The following is a 24,212-nucleotide window of genomic DNA, read 5'->3' on the forward strand; positions in this document are numbered from 1 at the left end:
TTATCAATATTTTGGATAGGAGATTGTTATGACGCAACCTTTGGAAGTTACCATTCATTTTGAACACGTTCATTACGAAAAAAATAGTTCTTTCATATTAAAAGATGTTACCGGCGATTTTTACAAGGGAAAAATTACAACGATCGTAGGTCCATCTGGAGCAGGAAAAACTACCGTTCTGAAAATGTGCAATGGATTAATTTCACCAACATCAGGGGATATTATAATTGATGGCAAGAATATTAATGAGTTCAGCCCGACTTCCTTGCGTCAATATGTTGGAATTGCCCTTCAAAATGCTCCTTTAATTAGAGGAACAGTATATGATAATTTAGCTTTACCAATGACTTTACAAAACAAATTGTTATCGGAAAAGAAAGCGATCTCAACCTTAGAAGACGTTTCATTAGATATGAATATTTTATACAGAGATGTCCATAATTTATCTGGTGGACAAAAACAAAAAGTTTCGATTGCTAGAACATTAATGAACCAACCAAAAATACTCTTATTAGATGAAATCACATCCGCTCTCGACCCAACATCAACAAATGAAATTGAACAACTAATATTAAGCATTAATAGGAAATATAACGTGACAATCATTTGGATCACACATAACTTGGGGCAGGCAAAAAGAGTTGGTGACTATACTTGGGTGATGATGGGTGGGGAGCTCGTTGAAAGTGGAGAAAGCAGCTTGCTTGATCATAGTACAAACAAACGAATTCAACAATTCGTAGAGGGGAAGGCGTAAAACATGACATATACTTCCCTCGCATTGACTCTTGCGTTTGTACTCATCCCACTCATCCTTTCCAAAACATTAAAATTAGGTTTGGAAAAGGACACAATCATCGCAACCGTTCGATCTGTTATCCAACTATTTTTTGTCGGTTATGTATTAAAATTTGTCTTTGATTCCGAGAGTTTTTTTTATATTATTTTAATGGTGCTATTGATGATCACGGTAGCTACACTAAACGCCCGTAAAAAAGGAAAAAATATCAAAGGAATTACATGGAAAATTGCTTTTACGTTGATTGTTATTGAAATAGTGACTCAAGGGATTTTGATTGGTTTTCAAATTATTCCGCCTACCGCCCAATACATTATTCCAATCAGCGGGATGTTGCTAGGAAATTCCATGGTGTTGTCCATTTTATTTTTAAACCGGTTTACAGCAGAAATTGAGGCAAATGTAGAAATCATAGAACTGATATTATCTCTTGGTGGCACTCCTAAGCAAGCCATTCACAATCAATTGATAAATGCTATTAAAACAAGCGTAATCCCTACCATTGAAAGTCAAAAAACGATTGGCTTAGTACAACTACCCGGAATGATGAGCGGTCAGATTATCGGTGGTGCCGATCCAGTGCAAGCAGTGCAATTCCAACTATTAATTTTATTTGGCTTACTTACAACAGCGACTTTGTCCAGCATTTTAATTGGTTTCTTAAGTTATCCAACGTTATTTAATGAACGAATGCAATTTATCACACATAACTTGTCACAAAAAAATAATGATTAACAAGTATTAACTGAAAGTATTATAATTCTTGTGTGATATAATGAACTTAAACTACAACTTATATGAAAAGAGGAGATCATCTATGCCAGTTTTACGAGATTTTTTCATCGCATTATCAGAAAATCAACTTTTAAATAAAGCCGCACAAAAATACGGTTTAAAACTCGGTGCACAAAGCGTTGTTGCTGGTACAAATATCCCTGAAGTTATTGAAAGTATTAAAGAGCTAAATGCTCACGGCATTTCTTGTACTGTGGATGTACTTGGTGAGTTTGTTAACGAACGTTCAGAAGCGATTAAAGCAAAAGAATATATTATCGAAACAATTGAAGCTATCCATGAACATGGTGTTGATGCACATATCTCAATTAAACCTTCTCAACTTGGTTTAAAAATTGACTTCGATTTCTGTTATGATAATATCATGGAAATTGTTGGAACTGCACACAAATATAATATGCACGTGAATTTTGACCAAGAAACTCACGATTTACTTCAACCAACATTCGACTTAATGGAAAAAGTATCAGAAACTTATGATAACGTAGGTACTGTTATTCAAGCATATTTCTTTAAATCAAATGAATACGCGGAAAAATATAAAAATTACCGCCTTCGTATTGTAAAAGGTGCTTATAAAGAATCTCCAACTGTTGCTTATCAAGATAAAAAAGATATTGATTTAAACTTTATTGAAATCATTGAATACAGCTTGTTGAATTGCAAATTTACATCAATTGCAACTCATGACCATAACGTAATTAATCATGTTAAACAATTTGTGAAAGACCATAATATTCCAAAAGATAGATTCGAATTCCAGATGCTTTATGGATTCCGTAAAGATATGCAGTTAGAATTGGCTAAAGAAGGCTATAATTTCTGTACTTATGTTCCATTTGGTTCAGACTGGTACGGATACTTCATGCGCAGACTTGCGGAACGTCCACAAAACATCAACCTTGTAACAAGACAAGTATTCAATAAAAAGACAAACACAATTATTGGTTTAATGGCTGCTGCCTTTGCATTAGGCCGCGTTACAAAGAAAAATAAATAATTAAATATAATGAAGGACATAACAAGCAAAACGTTGTTATGTCCTTCATTTTTTATTTATTCCATCCTTTTTCTTTAAAGCGAGAAATGGCTTCTATTCGATTTCCAACCCCAAGCTTATCTAAAATAGTGGAAATGTAGTTTCTTACAGTTCCTGTTGATAAATATAGTTCGGCAGCAATTTCCTTTGTTGTTTTTCCTTCTGCAACAAGCTCTAGCACTTGGCTTTCTCGTTCAGTTAATGGATTTTCGCTTTCTTCATCATATACAATATCAACGAGTTCTGGAGCATAAATTCTTCTTCCTTCCATAATGACTCGAATTGCATTTACTAACTCTTCAATCGGACTATCTTTTAGTAAATATCCTCTTACTCCCGCTTTTCTTGCTCGATCGAAATAACCAGGTCTTGCAAAAGTCGTTAAAATGATAATTTTACAATCTGTTTTTCCATTTAATTCTTCAGCAGCATCTAAACCGGTTTTTACTGGCATTTCAATGTCCATAATGCAAATATCTGGTTTTAATTCATTGACAAGTCGCACTGCTTCTTCACCATTTTTTGCACGCCCAACTACTTCCATATCATCTTCCATGTTTAATAGTGAGCTCAACGCTCCAAGTAGCATCCCTTGATCTTCAGCTATCACGATTCGAATCATCATACACTTCCTTCCTGATGAGTAATAGTAAGGGGAATGGTAATTGTTAATTTAGCTCCTGGATTATTTTCAATAGTTAACGTGCCGTTAATAAATTCTAATCGTTCTCGTATCCCTTTTAATCCATTCCCTTCATATCCAACTTTTTTATTGAGTCCTTTCCCATCATCTTCTATCATCATCATCACTTCATTTTCATTTTGTTGAATTTCGATTTTGCAATGTTTTGCACCGCTATGCTTTACGATATTTGTTACTGCCTCTTTTAAACACATGCTTAACACATTTTCGACTAATATCGGTATTTTCAGTTTATGGACATCCCCAATCAACTGATAGTGAATCTCAGCAGCTTGTAACATTTCCTCTACACGTATACATTCATCGCTCAACTTCACCGCTTTCATATTGGAAACGAGCTCCCGTACTTCCTTTAATGCAATTCTCGCCGTATGTCGTATTTCTTTAATTTCTTGAATAGCCGCTTTCGGATTTTTTTCAACAAGCCTACTTGCTAGGTCGCTCTTTAATCCAATCATGGATAGTTTTTGCCCTAATGTATCATGCAAATCCCTTGCAATTCGCTGCCTTTCTTCATGGATTATAAGTTCTGCAATTCTCTCTTTCGCACTTTCTAACTCGCCTTCCAAGTTTTCCTGCTTATTTCGGTTATAAATGGCAATCGGCAAAATAACTACCCCAACTACTGCGATAATAATAAATGGCGTTTGGTCGAGGAAAGACTCCAATTCAATGAAATAGCCAACAACAATTGACACAATCGTAAACCCAATATGTAAACCGTACATGATATAAAATCCGACAGTACTTTTTATATTCCCAATAAAGAAAGAGGTAAATATAGCTAAATACACATAACCATAAAATAAGGTCATGATGATATTTAGCACCATGTCAAAGCTGACCCACATATATAAGAGTCCGTTTTTCGACTGGAAGGAAAAATAATAAAATAAAAAATAGAGTAAAATGATGACTACGCCGAAAAAAATCTGGATGTGAGATAATGTACGAACAAGAAAATAGAAAGGCAAAATACAGAATATAATCCATATATATATATTGATCCATTTACTTTTTGGAAAAATCATGTACCAACTACGCATTGCTTTCATCAAGTCCTTTTTCTATTCATTATACATGGATAAATTAAAAAGGGGGCGTCTGAAAAGTCATTTTGAGACTCCCCCTTCGCGGCTGTCGCACAAGCTTAGCCGCAGATTAATTGCGACGAGTAGGCGCGTTTGATATGACCACCGCATTAGCAAAGTTTTTAAGAGAATATTACTATAAGAAGTAAGGCTGTTCAGAAAGTGTTCGACTTTCTGGACAGCCCCTTCTCATTTAAGCCTCAACCGACTTTACTTTTCCAGCATACACTTTTTCAACCTCTTTAAAAGTTACAAACTTTTTCTTTTTTGGGTCGTACAATTTATAACGTATCGATTGAAGGCTCGTTCTAATTGTAATAGTTGTCGCTTTTTGAAGTGGTGGTACAGAATTATGAGCGGCTTCTAAATAATAATTTGGTACTCTTGGCGCTAAATGATGGACATGATGATATCCAATGTTCCCAGTAATCCATTGAAGTACCTTTGGGAGTTTATAAAATGAACTTCCTTCTACTGCCGCCTTTACATAATTCCATTCCGGGTCATATTCAAAATAAGAATCTTCATACGTATGTTGAATATAGAATAACCAAATCCCAAGAGCTCCTGCAATAAACATCGTGGTACCATGTACTAGCAATACTGCCTGCCAACCAAATGCCATAATCAAAGAGAGAATAATACATAGCACCATTACATTTGAAAAATATGTGTTTAATCGCTCTTTTTCTTTAGCGTCTTTACGATTAAAGCGATTCAACACCAACACTAAATACAAAGGCCCTAATCCGAACATTACAAATGGATTGCGGTATAAACGATAAGCCATTCGTTTCATTTTCGAAAGAGCCAAATATTCATCTACCGTTAACATATCGATATCACCAATGCCGCGCTTATCTAAATTGCCACTTGTTGCATGGTGAATTAAATGTTCCCTCCTCCATTTTGCATAAGGGAAGGAAGTGAGTATTCCCGTGATGTTACCAACGAGATCATTCGCTTTTTTACTTTTGAAAAATGAGCCATGAGTGCAATCATGAAAAATTATAAACGTGCGCACAACAAATCCAGAAGCAAGCAATCCGCAAAAAGCGCCAATCCATGGATTTGTATTCGCGAAACCATATCCAATTCCCCAAATGATAAGGAGGGGAATAATCGTATTCATTATCTGAATTATACTTATCTTTGTTTCCGATTTTGCAAAAGGAGCAACATCCTTACGAAGCTTTTTCGTCTTTTCAGCATCTGTCAATGACATCTTGTTTTCACCTGTTCCTATAATTTGTTATGATCATCGTACAATTGCATAAGGGTTTCCAGTAGAATCAAATATCATGTTTTTCACATTACAAATGTCATATAGACTTCGATGCAAAAAATGATTCATCCCATCCATATTTGAGATGAATCAAATCTTTATTAGTCATTCATATAATTCCAATTGATAATAGACAATATCCAACCATTTGCCAAATTTATATCCAACATGTTGTAATCTGCCGGCAAAATGAAAACCAAACTGCTCGTGCAACTTGATGCTTGCGATATTGTCAGAATCTATGACCGCAATTAACGTTCTTACTTCTCTCTTTTTCGCTTCTTCGATTAATTTTTGCAAGAGTTTTTTTCCGATTCCTTTTCCACGATGTTTTGCTGAGACATAAACAGAATGTTCCATGGAATATTTGTACCCTTCGTTAGAAACAAATCGTTTAAATGCGGCAAATCCAACGACTTCCCCATCCTCTTCATACACGAACATTGGATTATTTTCCTTTTCAATTTCTAAAAACCATCTTTGTTTTCCTTCCAACGTTTCCGGCTCTGTGCGATATAGCGATGTCGTGTTCAAAATGGCATCGTTATAGATTTCAAGTACACTATCGAGATCTTCCATTGTCATTGGACGAATCATACTGCATCTCCTCCTCATGGTTGCTAATTGAAAAATATGAGATGGTGAAAATCTTCACAAAATCCGTCGATATGTTCACAAATCCTGTTGATAAAAATCAAGCACGTTGATATTTTCACAAAATCCGCCAATATTGTCACAAAATCATCCGATATGTTCACAAATCTTGTTGATAAAAATCGAGCGGGTTGATATGTTCGGGATTTTCATAAATCCATTTGCTAATAAAAATATCCCCTGTTGTTAGGGGATGCTCATTTTAAACATTGAAATATCTAGCGCTTGGGTGTGCAAAGACGATTGCTGAAACGCTTGCCTCCGGTTCCATCATATACCCTTCTGTCAAATGCACTCCAATTTTTTCTGGCTTCAGCAATTTAAACAGCTTTTCTTGGTCCTCTAAATTTGGACATGCCGGGTAACCAAAGGAGAAACGTTGACCTTGGTATTTTGCGGCAAAACGTTCCTTCATCGTAAAGTCTGTCGGATCTGGGAATCCCCAAACGTCGCGGATTTCTTGGTGAAGACGTTCTGCAAATCCTTCTGCAAGCTCGAGTGCTGTTGAAAGGAGGGCATGGCTTTCTAAAAATTTGCCTTCTTCTTTTAGTTGATCTGCTTTCTCTTTCGCTCCGTGTCCTGCCGTCACGACCATTAACGCTACATAATCCATTTCACCGCTATCAACCGGCTTTAAGAAATCAGCTAGACAAAGATATGGTTCCTCTTGTTGGCGTGGGAAATGGAATCGCTCAATTTCCGTTTTACAATCCAGCGGACTGTAAATGACCACATCGTCCCCATCGCTTTGTGCAGGGAAGAATTGATACATTCCTGATGGTTGGAGCAATTCGGAATTTAATATATTGGTTACTAAATCATATAATTCCGTTGCCCGCTCGTCGCGCTCCGCCAACAATTTCTCCACGTTGCCTTTCAAGCCGAGGTGGTGGCCGAGGAGTGTCCGCATATTAATATAAGGCTGTAAATGTTTGACGGAATAATTTTTCATGATGTGCACTTTTAAATCTTTCGGAACAAAAACGGGTGCATCCTCAACAGTGCGTGCTTGTCGTTTCGGAACTTCTTTGACTGGCCGCCTTGCCCGTTTCGCATCTGCTTCTAATCGTTTTTCACGTGACTCTCGAATTTCTTGTAAAAATACTTCACGTTCATTCGGATCCATTAAACGATTGGCATGCTCTAATCCTTGCATTGCATCCTTAGCATAAATAACTGGTCCATCATATTCTGCAGCAATTTTTGTTTCAGTAAAACGTTTCGTTAAAGCTGCACCACCTACGAGAATCGGGATATTGATTCCTGCTGCTTTAAAGTCTTGAGCGGTTAATACCATTTGTTGTGCAGACTTCACCAACAATCCTGACAATCCAACTATATCTGGCTTTGCTTTACGAATGGCTTCAATTAATTCGGCAGGCGCCACTTTAATACCCAAATCAATCACTTGATACCCATTATTGCTTAATATAATATCCACTAAATTTTTTCCAATATCATGGACGTCACCTTTTACCGTTGCCAAAATCACTTTTCCTTTTCCAGAACTGTCTTCCACTTTCTCCATATACTGTTCAAGGTGAGCAACCGCCGCTTTCATGACTCCGGCACTTTGCAATACTTCCGCAACGATTAATTGGTTATCATTAAATAATCGGCCTACTTCTGCCATTCCGTCCATCAACGGTCCATTTATGATATCTAATGGTGTATCAAAGATTTTTCTTGCTTCTTCTAAATCTTCAATTAAGCCCTCTTTTGTACCTTCCACGATGTAGTATTTAAGCCGTTCTTCCACCGTTTCAGGAAGAGCAATCACTTTTTCTTCTTTCTTTTTATCGCGATAAAATGCCGTAAACTTCGCCAATGTTTCATCGTTTGTATTGAAGATTAAATCATTAGCTAATTGTATTTCTTCTTCCGGTAGAGAGGCATAACGCTCCAATTTTTCTGTATTAACAATGGCATAATCTAAGCCAGCTTGCGTGCAGTGATATAAAAATACTGCATTTAATACTTCCCTGCCAACTGGTGGGAGACCAAAGGAAACGTTGCTAATCCCAAGAACCGTTAAAGCTCTCGGAAATTTTTCCTTTATGAGTCGAATTCCTTCGATTGTTTCTTCTGCAGCGCCAATGTATTGCTCATCCCCAGTACCTACGGGGAAAACTAATGGGTCAAAAATAATATCTTCCGGCGCAATGCCCCATTTTTCCGTTAAAATTTTATAAGAGCGTTCTGCTATCGCCAATTTTCTCTCGCGAGTGACGGCCATTCCCTCTTCATCAATTGTGCCTACAACAACTGAGGCACCATATCTCTTCACGATTGGCAGCACTTTATCAAACCGTTCTTCTCCATCTTCTAAGTTGATGGAGTTGATGATTGCTTTTCCTTGAGAATATTTCAATGCTTCCTCTATCACTCGCTCGTCAGTTGAGTCTATGACTAAAGGTACTTTCACTTTCTTTACCACTTCTTGCATAAATCGGCGCATATCTTCTAGCTCATCTCGGTCAGGGTTCGCTAAACAGATATCAATCACATGCGCCCCGTTTTTCACTTGGGCTCGAGCAATTTCAGCCGCTTCCTCATATTTTCCATCAATAATTAACTGCTTAAATTTACGAGATCCAATAACGTTTGTTCTTTCACCAATAAACAACGGACGCATTGAATCATCATAAAGCAGCGGTTCAATGCCTGATACTGCATGTCCATGGGATTTTTCCTTCTTCTTTCGAGGTTTATAGCCTTCTACTGCTTCACGGATTGCCTTTATGTGGGCAGGAGTTGTACCGCAGCATCCACCGACAATGTTTAACCAACCTTTTTCAGCAAATCCTTGCAATTTCTTCGATAAAGATTCGGGTGTTTCATGATAATGTCCCTCTTCATCTGGTAATCCAGCGTTCGGATAACAGCTTATATAGCTTGTAGATAATTCGGAAAGCGAGCGAATATGATCTGTCATAAATTCTGGCCCTGTCGCACAGTTAAGTCCGATTGAAATGGGATTAATATGTTCAATAGAAACATAGAAAGCTTCTATAGATTGCCCAGCAAGTGTTGTTCCCATTGGCTCAATCGTCGCAGAAACCATAATCGGAAGCTCTTTTCCAGTTTCTTCAAACGCACGCTTCAGACCAAGGGTTGCCGCTTTCACGTTTAACATATCTTGGCTTGTCTCAAGTAACAATAAATCTGCGCCGCCTTCAATTAGCGCTTTTGCTTGGATATAGAAGTTTTCAGATAGCTCATCAAATGTAATACCGCCCGTTACAGACAATGTTTTCGTCGTTGGACCTATGGATCCTGCAACGAAGCGAGGCCAGTCGCTTGTTGAATATTTTTCAGCTTCTGCTTTTGCAAGTTCTACAGCCCTCTTATTAATTTCTTCTGCTTTATAACCTAATCCATATTCATTTAATACGAGTGGGGTTCCTCCAAATGTATTTGTAGAAATAATATCTGCTCCAGCTTCTAAGTACGCTCGATGGATTTTAGAAATGACATCAGGTCTAGTTAATACAAGGTGTTCATTACATCCATCAAATTCTTCCCCACCAAAATCTTCCGGTGTTAAATTTTCCTGCTGGAGCATTGTTCCCATTGCACCATCGATAATCAATATTCTTTTTTGCAATTGTTCCTCTATTGGATGGTTAACCATTTGCTTTAACTCCTTTATTTTGCTCGTCAAGTTGTTGAATATATTGCAATAGTTGTAAAGTGATTTCATATCGCATAAACGGCGTAATTAGATAAATGCCGTTGAAGTATTTCGTTGCTGTATCTAACAATTCTTTTGCAATTTCTAGTCCTACTTTTGTTTCTTGTTCTTTATTTCCGCTTACTTGTTGCATTCTTTCTAACACATCATCAGATAATTTAATTCCCGGTACTTCATGATGCAAAAATTCCGCATTTTTAAAGCTAGTAAGCGGCATAATTCCTATATAAATTGGTGTATCTAAATGTTTTGTCGCCTCATGAATTTCCACAATTTTTTCCTTCGAATAGACTGGTTGCGTAATGAAATAATCCGCACCATGTTCAATTTTTTTCTCTAGACGGCTGACAGCACGATCTAACACTCTCACGTTAGGATTGAAAGCCGCTGCTACTGAGAAATTCGCTTTTTTTCTTAGTGCTTTGCCAGAAAAAGAAATCCCTTCATTTAACTGTTTAATTAATGATATCAATTCCATCGATGAAACGTCATAAACACTTGTTGCACCCGGAAAATCCCCTACCTTTGTTGGATCACCAGTTACAGCCAACACATCATGAAGGCCAAGAGCATTGAGCCCCATTAAATGGGATTGCAGCCCAATTAAGTTTCGATCTCGGCAAGTAATATGTGGCATTGTGCGTATGCCATATTGCAGTTTTAAAATGGCCCCCATTGCCAAGTTGCTAACCCTTGGAGATGCTAGTGAATTGTCTGCCATCATGATAAGATCTGCCCCTGCATTGTAAAGAGCTTTTGCTCCTTCAACAAACTGTTCAATTTCAAGATGCTTCGGCGTATCCAATTCTACAATGACAGAACGTGCTCTTTTTGCTTTTTCGTGGAGAGGTTCAAAACTATGCGGTTCAGCCTCGCGAATGATTATTTCCCTCTGAGGTTTTGCCTCTTTCTTTTCAACCGGCTGAAAATGAGCAAGCTTCTTTTTCATCGCTTCAATATGTTTCGGTGTTGTACCGCAACATCCTCCAATGAGCCTTACTCCTTCATTGCATAATTCAACCGCTGCCCTTGCAAAATAATCTACTTCTGATTCGTAAACGACACGCCCCTCTTCAATATCTAATAAAGAAGCGTTCGGATAAACAGATAAATACGCTCGTTCAGGAATTTCTACCTGTTCAAAAGCCTGTATTGTGTGGTATGGACCAAGTCGACAGTTCACCCCTACAATATCTGCACCTAATTTTTCTAACTGCTTTAATGCTTCATTCAATTTCATGCCATTCATTAATACGCCCGGCTCTTGCATTGAAACTTGAGCAATGATGGGCATATCCGTCATGGCTCGTAACATTTTTAACGTCTCGCATAGCTCTTCAAAATCATAATAAGTTTCTAACAACAAACCATCTAACTGCCCCGCAATTAGCACTTCTGCTTGTTCACGAACTGCTGCGAGAATTTCATCTAATGTATAATCTACTTTGCGAACACCACGGATACCACCAATCGAACCTAAAATAAACACTTCACTGTTCTTGGCTGCTTGTTTGGCAACACCTATCGCACCTTCGTTAATTTCCACTACTTTTGACTCCAAACCATAACGAGTGAGCTTGATTCGATTAGCGCCATATGTATTCGTTTGAATAACATCTGCGCCAGCTTGTATGTATTCCTTATGAATTTTTTTAATGATTTCCGGTTTTTCAATATTCATTTCTTCGTGACAATTTTCAAGTCCATATGAATATAACAGCGTTCCCATAGCACCATCTGCAACTAACACTTTATGTTTTAACGCATCTAGTAGCCCCATCCGAAATTCCCTCACTTTTCTTTACTTCATAAATTTTCTGTCAATTCATCTAATAGAAAAAGCCTTCTTGCGAAAGAAGGCTTGTCATTTCCTTTAGAATTCACCTTATCTTTCGGCAATTGCCGCTGGATTTAGCACCTTACTAAACATTTTTAGTGGTTGCTGAAGCTTCACCGGGCCAGTTCCCTCCACTTCTCTTGATAAGTCATATTCGATTTTAAAATATCAATATAATAAGTTACATCATAAAATCAATACTTCATTTTGTCAAGTTAATTAGTCGGAATTATTTAAAAAGTTGTTTATAATTTGGTTTGCTGTTTCTTTCCCGTTATCAATGCATGCACCAATTCCTACGCCGAAATAAGAGCAACCAGCAATGTAAATATTCGGATAAAGGTTATCTAATTTTGTAATTATTTCTTGCAAAGCTTCATGATGAGCTAAATCATAAGTTGGCATGGCATCGATCCATTTTGTAATATTTACAATGGTAGGTTGTGCTTCTATATTCAAACTGAGTTGAATATCGTTCAAAGCAACCTTTGTTAACTCTTCATCACTCATTTTCACTAATTCTTGGTAGCGAGGATTACTTTCTTTATAAAACAGTCGAACAAGTAGATTTCCTTCTGTTGAAGTATGCTTCCATTTACGGCTTGTCCAAGTAGAGGCATTACATAATAAGTCGCTGTTGTAGGAAACGATAAATCCAGTGCCATCCTTAGGCAAAATAGAATCTGGTAGATCGAAGCCTACATACATCGTAATGGCTGATGCATTTTTAAATTTGTTAAAATAAGGATTTAATTCACCATTATTTAAAACTTGCTTCACGACTTGGTTGGGCAATGCTAACACAATAACATCCGATTCCAATTTTTCTTCGTTAGCGAAGGAAATTTCATAACGTTGTTCTTTTTTCTCAACAAGTACTATTTCAGTATCTTTATATATTTCTACATCCACAAGCAGTTCTTCCATTCGATCAATTAGTTGAGATAGTCCGTTTTTAAAAGAAAGGAATTTTTTATTCGCTTCCCGTTCAAACTTTTCCCGATTTGCTTGCAAACCTTTCATTATACTTCCATATTCATTTTTGTAATCAACTAAGTATGGAAGCGTAGAGGCAATGGACAATTTATAAATGTCCCCTGAGTAAACACCAGCTAATACAGGAGCTATTTGTTTCTTCACAATTTCTTTTCCTAAAAAGTATTCTAAGAAATCTCCGATAGAACTTTCCTTCGTAAATTTCGTATTCGGTATTTCCTCATCTTTTAACACTCGTTGTTTCCCTTCTTCTGAAATTAATGTGCTCGCCTTTAGGGATTCGAGAGTCATAGGAATGCCAAATACAGAGTCCTTTGGAATCGCATGTAATTCATTATTGGTGTGAATATAAGAAATTCCTGTTTCGTTATATACGACTTCCGATTCAAAATCTAGTTCCTTTACAAGTTCAATTACGCTTGGATATCGTGCTACAATGGAATCTGCTCCCGTTTCCATGATGAATCCTTTTTCACGCGCTGTGTGCATTTTTCCGCCAAGGTACGGATTTTTTTCCACAAGTACTAAACGGGCAGGAATTTCGTTTTCCTTTAATTGTTTTTGTAAATAATACATCGTGCAAAGTCCTGTAATTCCTCCACCGATAACTGTTACCGTTTTCATTCGTTACAACTCCTATAAGATCATTTTACCGTACTTTTAGTATAAACTTTTTTTATAACTCTTTCTGTGTCGGCTTTAGTAAATTTCAATATAGTAAACAACAAATATGCTTTTGACTGTTGAATTTATTTCAAAAGGAATTTTGATAATTTATTCAATTTATTAAACAATAAAAAACAGCCCTTTCCACTACACTACAAAGGACTGTTTCACTTTATTCATCTAGTTTTTCATAAAATCTGCAAATGTAAGTCGTTTCCGTCTGTTCTTCATAGCATGTAATTTTCTGTCATCCCCATTACATTACGGAATTATGGAATGTAGTAATGCAATACTTTTTAGTGTGCTTATTATTCATTATACTCATTTTGCTTTTGTTGTTTTGCCAGTTCTCGCCAGCGGGCTGCCGCTTTTTTATCTACTTCAACATCAATCCCATTTTTGTAAATGTATGCGATATTTAACTTTGCTTGATAATCTCCTAGCAACGAAGCTCTCTTATAATAATAAAGTGCTTTCTTTCCGTTTCTTTCAACACCGATTCCATTCTCATATAGAAACCCTAAATTATAAATTGAATCAATGTGATGGTATTCCGCTGCTTTTTCAAACCACTCAATAGCAAGAGGGACATTCCTCTCCCTGCCCAATAGACCCTCAAAATAGATGGAACCCATTCGATATTGGGCATCGAGATCCCCGCCTTCAGCTGCCTTCAAATAATATTGAAATGCTTTTTCGTCATCTCTATTTACCCCAATTCCTTGCTCATACATAATTCCTAATGTAAACATTGCTTCTACAACATTCTGTTTTGCAGCCACTTCAAACCATTTTAAAGCTTCCTTATAATTTACATTTCCTACTTCACCGTTTAAATACATGTCTGCTAAGTTATTAGCTGCATCAGGATTTCCGTTTTTTGCTGCCTTTTTATATAATGAAAAAGCCATTTCAATATCTTCTTCAACGCCAAGTCCTTCGTAATAGCAATTAGCCAACTGATATTGTGCTTCACTATTTCCCGCTTTACTCGCTTTTTGCAACCAGTAAACAGAAAGAGAATATTCCTCCATGATCCTGTATATATCCGCTAATTCAACCATCGCTTCTACGTTCTTTTCATGGGCAAGTTGGTATATATTTTTCGCTTCTAGCATTTGTTCTTCTGTAAGCAAATGACGCAATTGTTGTAAACGCTCTTCAAATCTTTCCTGCATCTCTAATTCCATCACCATCGACACCTTATCTTCATTTAAAATATTCGACTAAATAATTTTTAAATTTCGTTGCAGCAGGAGACATATAACGGCCTTTAACCCATGATACACCGATTTTCCGCTCACAAATGGGTTCTTTAACCGATATTTTTCTTACATTATACTCATTCAATCCTTTAATGTCTGGAATAATCGAAATACCATGGCCAGCACTAACAAATCCTGCTACTGTATGTGGATCTTCTCCTTCAAATGTAATATTCGTTTTAGCAATTCCCACATCTTTTAATAATTGGTCTACAATATGACGTAATGCATTCCCTTTTTTTATAGATACAAAAGGTTCATCTTTTATTTCAGACAAATTGATAAATTCTTTATTTGCAAACCGATGATTTTCTGGAACGATAACAAACAATTCTTCCTTCCATAATTCAATCCATTCAATATCAACTATTTTTGATTCAATACGTTGGGATAAACATAAATCGATATCCCCTTCTTCCAACAATTCTAATAAATTCAATGAAGAAGCTTGAGTTAAAGTAAACTTGATATTCGGATATTTTTCGTGAACATGAGCCATCAATTCAGGCACAATCTCCATCCCTAAAGTGTGGATAAATCCTAATGATACCTCTCCATATCCTGGCATAATCAATCCATTGATTTCCTGTTTCGCTCGATTATATTCTTCTAAAATCGTATTCACTCTTTCCAAAAAAAGTTTTCCATAGCGATTCAATACAATGGAACGGCCTTGCCTATCAAAAAGAGGTACTCCAATTTCTTGTTCGATATTTGAAATCGACTTACTTAATGCCGGCTGAGAAATGTTTAACAATTCAGCAGCGTGAGTCATATGTTCTATTTCAGCAACAACTTTGAAATATTCCAATTGTTGTATTTCCATTTACATACCCCTTTTGTTAATTGATAACCATTTAGAATGGTTTTGATAAAAATAATAAATTGTATTTATGTAAGGCTGTATCTATAATAAGTTTACAAGATTGATTTGCATAACAAAATTCATTTTAAAAAACAAGATATTTTCATTTTTTTTCATTTTATTGTAACATTATTTATAAAAGGAGTACTTCATAATGAAAATCGTTTCGCCAAAACCATTTACTATTGAGACGGGAAAACGCGCTGTCTTATTACTACATGGTTTTACAGGCAACACTAATGATGTGAAGCGTTTAGGTCGTTATTTAGCAGATCGCAATTATACGGTTCATGCTCCTTTATATAAAGGGCATGGAAGTGACCCTTTAACCCTTATTAACACAGACCCAATCGAATGGTGGAATAGCGCTGTTGAAGGTTACGATGAACTTCGCAGAAGAGGGTATAAAGAAATTGCGGTTGCTGGTGTTTCTTTAGGCGGCATTTTCTCACTACGCCTAGGTGAAGAACGACCAATTAAAGCAATCGTAACAATGTCAGCACCAGCGTTATCTAAAAGTGTTGACAGCTTACAACAACGTATTATTAGCTACACAATTAATTACAAAAAATTAACTGGCACATATAATGAAGATGTAGATAAACCAGAAAACTTAGCGAAAACATATCGAATGCCGAAGCTAGAATACTTGCAAGGCATTATTAATGATACAAGCGCGAAATTAAATCAAATAGATAAACCTGTTCATATTTTACGTGGGTTAAATGATGATGAATACTACTGCCAAAGCGCAGATTACATTTATAACTCTGTAAAATCGCGCATTAAATCTGTTAAAAGCTTTATTAATTCAGGTCACATTTTAACTGTAGATAAAGAACGTGACCTTGTATTTGAAGAAGTATATCGCTTCTTTGAAAGTTTAAAATGGGAAGAATAATATTTGAATCTTCTCAACATAATAAATAATGTATCCCCTAGCAAATTCCCCAATTTGCTATAAAATATATGTCCTTGAGACATACATCCCTTTGGCAAGCTACGAAATAGATCCCCGTCTAACTTCGTAGCTTGTTTTTAATTTATATATAGGAGAAGCTTAAATAAGTTAAGCATGTTTTTTTACTCAATTACTTTCCCATACATACCGCCTCCGCCAACCTCAATATTTAATTTTCCTCTTCTTGCTAAATCAATTAGATTAGCAATTTTCTTTGGAACCACTTGCTCCAATTGTTCTACCGACACTTCATGTAAAATAGCCATTTCCGTACCGAAAGCTTCAATCAATCGACGAATCGTCTTTGCTCCAACTCCCGGGATAAAATCTAACGGAACTTGATGGATATATGGTGGTCGATGACGAGTAGGGGGTTTATGATCCTTCAATTCGTTTATTCTTTTAGAAACGCCCTTTACCAAATGGCTGCTTCCGCATGCTGAACATGATTCTTCCGATTCAACATGTTCACCACATTCTTGACAAACAGTGGAGTGATACTTTCCTAATAGAGGATTTAATCCATAATTCGCTAAAATCTTTCGGCCGCCTTTTTCTTGTAAAGCGTAAACAAGCTCTTTAAAATTTGCATCCTCCAATTGAACTTTTTGATATTCTCTTGCCAGTTTCCCTAAAGAATGAGCATCTGAGTTTGTGACGAAAGGATATTTTTCAAGTTCACTAATTCCTTGCACCATGTATGTATCAGAGCTCAATCCAAGTTCAATGGCATCAATTCGTTCAGGATCAAACACTTCCGATAAACTTTTTTCTACTCCCTTTCCATAGAGGCTTTTAAAAGGTGTAAACACATGGGCTGGAATAAATAGCCCTTCTAATTCTTGTACTTTTTGTTGTAAAGTCCTCCCATCACAATAGATGCGTTGTGAACTTAAATGAATATTTTTCAAAAGTGGACGCATCCATTCGGAAAATTTCTTCATGTACTCAAGAGTTGGAAAGAAGGAGAGAACATGAATCGGCCCCTTACAGTGTTCATCAAAAATCTCGATTTCCGAGCCTGGAATGAGTGTCGTCTTATCAAATCGCAATCCCCCTTCCGGAAGAAGCTCAATTCTTTGTTCTTCTACCAGTTGTTCGATTTCCTTTATGACTTCAGGTGAATGGCAATCGATTATCCCTACGATATCAAGTCCTTTTTGACTTGAGGCGGTTTGTAATATATTTTTTAGCGTTAAATTTTTACTCCCTGTTATTTTTACTGCTCGCCCACTCTCAGTTCTTCCGATATGTATATGTAAATCAACATAATAATTCTTCATCTTTTCACGTCCTTGTAACTTAAATTTTATTTTAGCATATTTTTTTCGTAAATTTTTCGTATAAAAAAGGACATTACAAAGGAAGTAATCTTTGGAATGTCCCTTTACTCAAAATGTATTTATCAAATTTTTTATTCTAATGAAGTGTTTCATTCATCAATCAAAAAATTAAATAGTGCAACATTATGCTTCTTTTTTCTCTTTTGTTTTTTTCTTTCTTGTGGCAGGTTTCTTTTTCGTTTTATTTAATGATGCTTCTAGAGCACTCATTAAATCGGTCATATCAGGTGGAATGGCTGGATTTTTCTCCGCAGCTGTTACGGTTTCTCCCGCTTTTTTCTGCTCAATCAGTTCGAGAAGTGCTGTACGATACTCATCATGATATTTCTCTGGTTCAAATTTTACCGTCAGTTGATCAATTAACATCAATGCAGTTTCTAATTCTTTTTGTACAACCTTTTCATCACTCGGGATATTCGGAACATCTTTAGCATTTCTAACTTCATCTGGAAAATAAATTGTTTCCATTAACAATGTATCTTCATATACCCGAACAACTGCTAATTGTTCTTTTGAACGTATAGTAATTTTAGCAACTCCGATTTTTCCTGATTCTTTCAACGCTTGACGTAGCAAAGCATATGCTTTCAATCCACCTGTATCAGGTGATAAAAAATAGCTTTTTTCAAAATAAATTGGATCGATTTCTTCTAGCTTGACAAATTCTATAATTTCTACAGCCTTTTCTTCATTTTCTTTCCTCAATTCTTCCAAATCTTCCTCATCCAACACGACAAATTTATTCTTTGCGTATTCATAAGCTTTGACAATCTCTTCACTTTTCACTTCTCTGTCGCAAACGGGACATACCTTTTTATAATTAATGGGACTATGACATTCTTTGTGAAGCTGTCTAAGTTTTACATCTTTATTTTCTGTAGCTGCGTGGAGTTTAACAGGTATATTCACTAACCCAAAACTGATGCTACCTTTCCATATCGTATGCATAGCGTCACCTACTTTTTTCTTATTATGCTTAAATGAAAAATAACTATGTATAACCTTTAACCTCTGTTCAACAATAATGAAAAAAGAGGTTTTCGTCATGAAGCCAATGTTATTAACTTCAGTAGAGGAGTTACCTGTAGGTGACGAGTGGATTTATGAAGCTAAATATGATGGTTATCGAGCGATCTTGGTATGGGAAAATGAAATTCCTACCATTATCAGCAGAAATGGCAACGAATTAACACCACTTTTCCCTGAATTAATTGAATTTTGTAAGCGGTATTTTTCGTTCGTTAAATCTTTTCTTCCACTAACTTTAGATGGGGAAATTGTATACTTAGAAAACAATTTTCGAAGTAATTTTTCTATCGTTCAATCCCGGGGAAAAACAAAAACAAAACAAAAAATTCAACAAGCTAGCCAAAAATTTCCTTGCCAATATATCGCTTTTGATTTACTGCAATTCAAAGGAAAAGAAATGCATTTCTTTCCTCTATCCAAAAGAAAAGAACATTTAAGTCAGCTTTTTTCAAAGGCGAACCTCCCAAAAAATATACAATTTTTCTGCCGTGGACAAATACAATGTATTGAAAGCTTCCAACAGAGGGATGTTCTTTGGAAAATCATTAAAGAGCATAATGGTGAAGGAATGGTTGCAAAACGAAAAACAAGCCTATGGATTAGTGGAAAGCGTTCAACGGACTGGTTAAAAATAAAAAACTGGCGACTTGTATCCGTTGTTGTCCATTCCTTCAACAAAGCAAACGGCTATTTTACAGGTGCAATTTTTAAAGAGCATCAATTAATAGAAGTAACAACTTTTAAACATGGTTTGTCCGATGAAGAATTTAACACATTGGGATCGTTTTTTGAGACGAAAGGAGAAAAAATCTCCAGTTCAATTTGGACTTTACCTCCTTCCATTTGCGTTGACATTGCATGTATCGATTTTGATGGAAAAACATTAAGAGAACCTCGTTTCCATTCTTTTCGTTTCGATTTACTACCAGAAGAATGTAATTGGAAAACATTTTTAAAACAACTTCATCCCATACCCGAACATGTACAAGTTACTCATCCTGAAAAACCAGTCTGGCCGAAACTTAATTTATTGAAAGATGATTATATTCTTTATTTAGACATGATTGCTCCCTATTTGCTTCCCTTTTTACAAAACCGAGCTCTAACGGCGATTCGTTATCCACATGGCGTTCCTGGCGAAAACTTTTATCAAAAAAATGTACCAGACTACGCACCTGATTTCGTTCAAACTATGCGGATCGATTCTATTGATTATATTGTTTGCAACGACATACCCACATTATTATGGCTAGGCAATCAATTGGTATTGGAATTTCATATTCCTTTCCAAACGATTGACACAACCTATCCAACAGAAATCGTGTTTGACTTAGATCCACCTTCCGTCAGCGAATTTCCATATGCCATTGAAGCAGCTCTAAGAATGAAAGCAATTTTTGATCGATTTCAGCTGCAATCATTTGTCAAAACGTCTGGCGGAAAAGGTTTGCAACTCTATATACCGTTGCCAAAAAATCAATTCACCTATGATGAAACTCGCATCTTTACTGAATTCATTTGTAAATTTTTAGTAAATCAGGAGCCGAATATTTTTACATTAGAGCGGTTAAAAAAGAAAAGAGGAAATAAGTTGTATTTAGATTATGTGCAACATGCAGAAGGAAAAACAATTATTGCACCATATTCTCCCCGTGGAAATGAATTAGGCTGTGTCGCAACACCTCTTTACTGGGAAGAGGTGAAAGAAGGATTGCATCCAAATAACTTTACGATTCCAAAAGTGGTTGAACGACTGAATACGTTAGGCAACCCATTTAACAATTATTTTGAGGCTGGAGAAAAACAGAATTTTAAAGAAGTCATTGAAGAATTAAAAAATATATTAAAATAAAAAATCCTCCATCAAAGTTGATGGAGGTCCATATTAATGATGATGATGGTGATGATGGTGTTGATTACCTTGAATTTTACATAATACAGAATCTTCATGTACATGATCAGCATCTTCTATTTGTACGGTCATATGTGCAATTCCTAAATGCAGCAGTTCATGCTCAATTTTTCTTAATATCTTCTGAGTTTCTTTTAACGTTAAATGTTCATCTACCACTGCATGACAGGATAGTGCGTTTTGTCCACTTGTAATACTCCATACATGTAAATCATGGATACCGATAATACCAGGCGTATTGCTAAATAATGAAATAATTTCATCTATATTGACGTTGCTTGGTACACCTTCCATTAAAACATGAATGGCATCTTTCGTTACTCGATAGCCGCTATTTAAAATAATTATTGCCACAATAATACTTGCCACTGGATCCATCCATCCCCAGCCAAGGAACATGATGGATAGTGCTGCTACAATTGCTGCAACTGAACCTAACATATCTCCAATAACATGAAGAAAAGCAGCTCTCATATTTAAATTATCGTGAGTATCGCCACCGCGCATTAATATCCAAGCCACAAGCACATTCACTGCCAACCCGACAATTGCAATTCCAAGCATACCAACAGATGCAATTTCCGGAGGGGAAATGAAACGTTCAATTGCTTCAATAACAATAAAAATTGAAATAAGAATTAATGTAACACCATTAAAAACCGCCGCTAATATTTCAAAACGTCGATATCCATAAGTTCTTGAATAATCTGCAATCTTTTCACCAAACTTGAAGGCAAGCACACCAACTCCTAGCGATACTGCGTCACTCAACATATGTCCAGCATCCGAAAGAAGTGCAAGACTGTTTGTTAATAAGCCGCCGATCGCTTCTACAATCATATATGTGGCAATAATGAAAAATGCAATAGTTAATGTTTTTTTGTTAGCACCATGAGTATGATCATGGTGTGCATGATTATGGCCATGCCCCATCAGTAAACCCCCTTTATATTAGTATATATTCATATAAAAATAAATGTTCTTAATGTTTAGAATGCTCTATTGTTTGATGTAACATATGCATCACGTGGTCATCATCGTGAGAATAGTAAAGTGTTGTACCTTCTCTGCGATATTTGACAAGCCTTAAGTTTTTTAAAAATCGTAACTGATGAGAAACGGTAGGTTGACTTAAATTTAATTTTTTTGCAATCTCATTAACCGAATACTCATTGTGTGAAAGTAAATATAAGATTCGTATTCGAGTTGGGTCGCTTAACGCTTTAAACGTTTGAGAAACTAAAAATAATGTTTCATCATCTAAATCATTATGTTCCGAATTTTCTTCTTGATGAATGAATTCGTTTTCCATGTTTAACACACCTCGAATAATTTCTTATATGAACATTTGTTCATATAAATATATTATAAATCATAGATTTCTCTATGGGAAGTAGTGAAAGAATATAATTTACTCTAAATAAATATCGACTAATTAATGTTAAAAAAGAAAGTATTCGTGAAATTTTGACATCTATATAAGTGATTTGTCGTAAATTGTCGGAAAAATCTGTTTTTTGATGTATTCAATTTTTCTTTTATTATATGTACACTAAAAACTATAGTTTCAAAAAAATCCGGTAGTGTCAAAAGTTCTATGAAAAACTAGCACGGTTCATACTACCTACCATTTATTAGGTGGAAATGCCACGCTATCGCTCTTGACAAACACACCAATGGTTTATTCAGAGGTCAATCAAGGGCGAAGGGAACAAAAGAAGGCATGCTAAATAAACCCTTGACTTTTTCCATTTTAAACCATTGGTAAGTTCGGTTTGTCAAGAGTTCGCTTCGCCGATAGCTGAATAGGGCTCAGCTAAACAAAAGTTAGGCTGACTGTTGTTGAATCCAGTCTTGAGCTAACCCAATAAGGGCTGTCCATCTCGCTGGCATGGTTGGTAGCTTTTCTAATTCTGGAATTGTTACTGGCACTTTACCTTCAAGTGAAGAATGTGGGCGCAAGAAGTTAAAGTAAGCCACAAACAATGTCACAAAAGAAACAGAACCTTGTTCAGAACCAAAGCCGTGTGTCGATCGATAATTTCCTTTAAACGTGCGATTTAGTCTCTCGATGATTTGCTTGAGAGGTCGATACTCTCTGGAGACATCATCTTCATTTGTTAGCCCGATGACCTGTTTTACGTCAAACGATATGTGGTTTTCTGCGAAGAAATGCTGTGCCAACAAGTAAATAGGGTTACCATCTACTACAAATTGTAGGTTTTCGGGTATTTCTTTCAGCTTCACTAGTACTTCATCAATCGCTCGTATTGCTGTTGCGGTGTCGCGATTTGGTGACACTGGATACGAAAGAATGACTTTCTTGACCGCATCAAAAAAGAAAAACAGATAATGCCAACGACCGTTGACCCGGATGTACGTTTCATCCCCACAGAATTGATCCGACAGCTCATACGGAAAGTAGTCAATATAAGGCTTGAGCCATAATGCGACGCTGTTTTCGTAGTTTAGGATACTTTGATGGGAGACAGACACGCCGTGAATATCCTTCATGATCGCTGCCGTTTTACGGGCCGATAATCCGTAATTGACATGGTACGTCAAGATGAGCCCAAGTGTATGCGGTGAAACATACAATCTTGATAAATCGACTTTTGGCTGCTTTGGTGATTGTTTGGATAACGGTTGATAGTCGATGTGGAACTTCCGGTAAATGTAGCGAACTTTCAGCGATTGTGGATCTTCTTTAAACTGTTTTTTCTCTTTTTTAGTCATGGCGCTCAAGTTTTTTTGATAATAGGTACACATATCATTTTTGCACTTAAACACGTGAAAATCTTTTCGTTCTTTAATTTTTTCAAGCGTTTTAAGGCAGTGAGGACACTTAAGAATGGCCTCTTTCTGATAACGACTTTTTTTATTGAAAACACACGCACACACCTTACACTGATATTGTCCTTTTCCTCCGTTATTTGCGTACAAATACGCAGAAGGAGCACCACACTTCGGACAACATAAGGTAGACGGTACGGGCGTAGAATTGGCTCGACGGCGTACTGGTTTTAACGGTTTTCCTTTGGATTGAAGATATTCCGTTAATAAAAGCTGATAATCGAGCTTTTCTACCTTTTCAATGATAGGTAAATCATCAATTTGAAGCTTTCGATAAGGCTGATTAACAGGAGCTTCTTTGGGTTTATCGAACATGCTTCTTCCAATTAGTAGGGTAAGTAGAGTTCGAATAATTTGTTCTTGAAAGTTTATAAAAGTAAGTAAATAGGTTATAATTTGAGGTAACAACTTGCCACTTCTCCTTT

19 protein-coding genes and 1 riboswitch are annotated in these 24,212 nt (G+C 36.3%); of the genes, 5 read left to right on the top strand and 14 right to left on the bottom strand.

The window, feature by feature from the left end:
* The first annotated feature begins 28 nt into the window (after positions 1-28).
* From NST98_RS10890 to NST98_RS10900, 3 genes are all read left to right on the top strand, one after another.
* On the top strand, positions 29-757 hold the full coding sequence (locus NST98_RS10890; RefSeq protein ID WP_016838953.1) for an ABC transporter ATP-binding protein: 729 nt from the start codon (positions 29-31) through the stop codon (positions 755-757).
* A 3-nt stretch (positions 758-760) separates the two neighbouring features.
* Complete coding sequence (locus tag NST98_RS10895; protein ID WP_016838952.1) at positions 761-1,534, top strand: ABC transporter permease; 774 nt, start codon at positions 761-763, stop codon at positions 1,532-1,534.
* An 82-nt stretch (positions 1,535-1,616) separates the two neighbouring features.
* Positions 1,617-2,594: a proline dehydrogenase family protein gene (locus tag NST98_RS10900; RefSeq protein WP_016838951.1), complete on the top strand. Its 978-nt coding sequence runs from the start codon at positions 1,617-1,619 to the stop codon at positions 2,592-2,594.
* A 52-nt stretch (positions 2,595-2,646) separates the two neighbouring features.
* Here NST98_RS10900 and NST98_RS10905 read toward each other — a convergent pair whose 3' ends face one another.
* The 9 genes from NST98_RS10905 to NST98_RS10945 form a co-directional block, all read right to left on the bottom strand.
* On the bottom strand, positions 2,647-3,255 hold the full coding sequence (locus NST98_RS10905) for a response regulator transcription factor (RefSeq protein ID WP_026019112.1): 609 nt from the start codon (positions 3,253-3,255) through the stop codon (positions 2,647-2,649).
* Positions 3,255-4,382 carry a sensor histidine kinase gene (locus NST98_RS10910; protein ID WP_445684042.1) on the bottom strand — a complete coding sequence of 376 codons (1,128 nt, stop codon included), beginning with the start codon at positions 4,380-4,382 and terminating at the stop codon, positions 3,255-3,257. Before NST98_RS10910 ends, NST98_RS10905 begins: the two co-directional genes overlap by 1 nt.
* A 238-nt stretch (positions 4,383-4,620) precedes the next feature.
* Complete coding sequence (locus NST98_RS10915; RefSeq protein ID WP_340715115.1) at positions 4,621-5,652, bottom strand: fatty acid desaturase; 1,032 nt, start codon at positions 5,650-5,652, stop codon at positions 4,621-4,623.
* A 165-nt stretch (positions 5,653-5,817) separates the two neighbouring features.
* Positions 5,818-6,309, bottom strand: coding sequence for a GNAT family N-acetyltransferase (locus NST98_RS10920; protein WP_340715116.1), 492 nt, complete (start codon positions 6,307-6,309; stop codon positions 5,818-5,820).
* 259 nt (positions 6,310-6,568) lie between these two features.
* Positions 6,569-10,000, bottom strand: coding sequence for a methionine synthase (gene metH / locus NST98_RS10925; RefSeq protein ID WP_340715117.1), 3,432 nt, complete (start codon positions 9,998-10,000; stop codon positions 6,569-6,571).
* The gene (locus tag NST98_RS10930; protein WP_340709684.1) at positions 9,993-11,840 is read right to left on the bottom strand and encodes a bifunctional homocysteine S-methyltransferase/methylenetetrahydrofolate reductase; all 1,848 of its coding nucleotides are present in this window, start codon (positions 11,838-11,840) and stop codon (positions 9,993-9,995) included. The genes metH and NST98_RS10930 overlap by 8 nt, the downstream gene beginning before the upstream one ends.
* Positions 11,841-11,942: 102 nt before the next feature.
* Positions 11,943-12,047: riboswitch (SAM riboswitch) on the bottom strand.
* A 69-nt stretch (positions 12,048-12,116) separates the two neighbouring features.
* Positions 12,117-13,517, bottom strand: coding sequence for a protoporphyrinogen oxidase (gene hemG, locus NST98_RS10935; protein ID WP_340715118.1), 1,401 nt, complete (start codon positions 13,515-13,517; stop codon positions 12,117-12,119).
* A gap of 350 nt (positions 13,518-13,867) precedes the next feature.
* Positions 13,868-14,755 (bottom strand): tetratricopeptide repeat protein, encoded by an 888-nt coding sequence (locus NST98_RS10940; protein WP_340715725.1) that lies wholly within the window; start codon positions 14,753-14,755, stop codon positions 13,868-13,870.
* A 13-nt stretch (positions 14,756-14,768) separates the two neighbouring features.
* Complete coding sequence (locus NST98_RS10945; RefSeq protein ID WP_016838942.1) at positions 14,769-15,650, bottom strand: LysR family transcriptional regulator; 882 nt, start codon at positions 15,648-15,650, stop codon at positions 14,769-14,771.
* Between the two features lie 193 nt (positions 15,651-15,843).
* Between NST98_RS10945 and NST98_RS10950 the strand changes: the two genes are divergently transcribed.
* Complete coding sequence (locus NST98_RS10950) at positions 15,844-16,590, top strand: alpha/beta hydrolase (RefSeq protein WP_016838941.1); 747 nt, start codon at positions 15,844-15,846, stop codon at positions 16,588-16,590.
* 182 nt (positions 16,591-16,772) lie between these two features.
* Here the strand turns inward: NST98_RS10950 and NST98_RS10955 are convergent, their stop codons facing one another.
* Positions 16,773-17,933: an endonuclease Q family protein gene (locus tag NST98_RS10955; RefSeq protein ID WP_340715119.1), complete on the bottom strand. Its 1,161-nt coding sequence runs from the start codon at positions 17,931-17,933 to the stop codon at positions 16,773-16,775.
* A 183-nt stretch (positions 17,934-18,116) separates the two neighbouring features.
* Entirely contained in the window at positions 18,117-18,941 is an 825-nt protein-coding gene (ku, locus tag NST98_RS10960) for a non-homologous end joining protein Ku (protein WP_096549768.1), read from the bottom strand.
* 97 nt (positions 18,942-19,038) lie between these two features.
* On the opposite strand from ku, the gene NST98_RS10965 reads away from it, so the two are divergent.
* Positions 19,039-20,874, top strand: a complete 1,836-nt coding sequence (locus NST98_RS10965) for a DNA ligase D (protein WP_340715120.1) — start codon at positions 19,039-19,041, stop codon at positions 20,872-20,874.
* 33 nt (positions 20,875-20,907) lie between these two features.
* Here NST98_RS10965 and NST98_RS10970 read toward each other — a convergent pair whose 3' ends face one another.
* The 3 genes from NST98_RS10970 to NST98_RS10980 form a co-directional block, all read right to left on the bottom strand.
* Positions 20,908-21,867 (bottom strand): cation diffusion facilitator family transporter, encoded by a 960-nt coding sequence (locus tag NST98_RS10970; protein WP_096549770.1) that lies wholly within the window; start codon positions 21,865-21,867, stop codon positions 20,908-20,910.
* A 49-nt stretch (positions 21,868-21,916) separates the two neighbouring features.
* Positions 21,917-22,255 carry an ArsR/SmtB family transcription factor gene (locus NST98_RS10975; protein ID WP_340715121.1) on the bottom strand — a complete coding sequence of 113 codons (339 nt, stop codon included), beginning with the start codon at positions 22,253-22,255 and terminating at the stop codon, positions 21,917-21,919.
* Positions 22,256-22,761: 506 nt separating this feature from the next.
* The gene (locus NST98_RS10980; RefSeq protein WP_340714442.1) at positions 22,762-24,195 is read right to left on the bottom strand and encodes a DDE-type integrase/transposase/recombinase; all 1,434 of its coding nucleotides are present in this window, start codon (positions 24,193-24,195) and stop codon (positions 22,762-22,764) included.
* Between the last annotated feature and the right edge of the window lie 17 nt (positions 24,196-24,212).

This window comes from Ureibacillus sp. FSL W8-0352 (assembly GCF_038004345.1).
Taxonomy (GTDB): domain Bacteria; phylum Bacillota; class Bacilli; order Bacillales_A; family Planococcaceae; genus Ureibacillus; species Ureibacillus thermosphaericus.

Excerpts from the sequence above, each read along its gene's own strand:
- NST98_RS10930 (WP_340709684.1), bottom strand. The coding sequence starts at position 11,840 with ATGGGGCTACTAGATGCGTTAAAACATAAAGTGTTAGTTGCAGATGGT.
- NST98_RS10910 (WP_445684042.1), bottom strand. The coding sequence starts at position 4,382 with ATGCGTAGTTGGTACATGATTTTTCCAAAAAGTAAATGGATCAATATA.
- NST98_RS10950 (WP_016838941.1), top strand. The coding sequence starts at position 15,844 with ATGAAAATCGTTTCGCCAAAACCATTTACTATTGAGACGGGAAAACGC.
- NST98_RS10890 (WP_016838953.1), top strand. The coding sequence starts at position 29 with ATGACGCAACCTTTGGAAGTTACCATTCATTTTGAACACGTTCATTAC.
- ku (WP_096549768.1), bottom strand. The coding sequence starts at position 18,941 with ATGCATACGATATGGAAAGGTAGCATCAGTTTTGGGTTAGTGAATATA.
- NST98_RS10940 (WP_340715725.1), bottom strand. The coding sequence starts at position 14,755 with ATGGTGATGGAATTAGAGATGCAGGAAAGATTTGAAGAGCGTTTACAA.
- NST98_RS10955 (WP_340715119.1), bottom strand. The coding sequence starts at position 17,933 with ATGAAGAATTATTATGTTGATTTACATATACATATCGGAAGAACTGAG.
- NST98_RS10895 (WP_016838952.1), top strand. The coding sequence starts at position 761 with ATGACATATACTTCCCTCGCATTGACTCTTGCGTTTGTACTCATCCCA.
- hemG (WP_340715118.1), bottom strand. The coding sequence starts at position 13,517 with ATGAAAACGGTAACAGTTATCGGTGGAGGAATTACAGGACTTTGCACG.
- NST98_RS10945 (WP_016838942.1), bottom strand. The coding sequence starts at position 15,650 with ATGGAAATACAACAATTGGAATATTTCAAAGTTGTTGCTGAAATAGAA.
- NST98_RS10970 (WP_096549770.1), bottom strand. The coding sequence starts at position 21,867 with ATGGGGCATGGCCATAATCATGCACACCATGATCATACTCATGGTGCT.
- NST98_RS10920 (WP_340715116.1), bottom strand. The coding sequence starts at position 6,309 with ATGATTCGTCCAATGACAATGGAAGATCTCGATAGTGTACTTGAAATC.
- metH (WP_340715117.1), bottom strand. The coding sequence starts at position 10,000 with ATGGTTAACCATCCAATAGAGGAACAATTGCAAAAAAGAATATTGATT.
- NST98_RS10965 (WP_340715120.1), top strand. The coding sequence starts at position 19,039 with ATGAAGCCAATGTTATTAACTTCAGTAGAGGAGTTACCTGTAGGTGAC.
- NST98_RS10905 (WP_026019112.1), bottom strand. The coding sequence starts at position 3,255 with ATGATTCGAATCGTGATAGCTGAAGATCAAGGGATGCTACTTGGAGCG.
- NST98_RS10900 (WP_016838951.1), top strand. The coding sequence starts at position 1,617 with ATGCCAGTTTTACGAGATTTTTTCATCGCATTATCAGAAAATCAACTT.
- NST98_RS10915 (WP_340715115.1), bottom strand. The coding sequence starts at position 5,652 with ATGTCATTGACAGATGCTGAAAAGACGAAAAAGCTTCGTAAGGATGTT.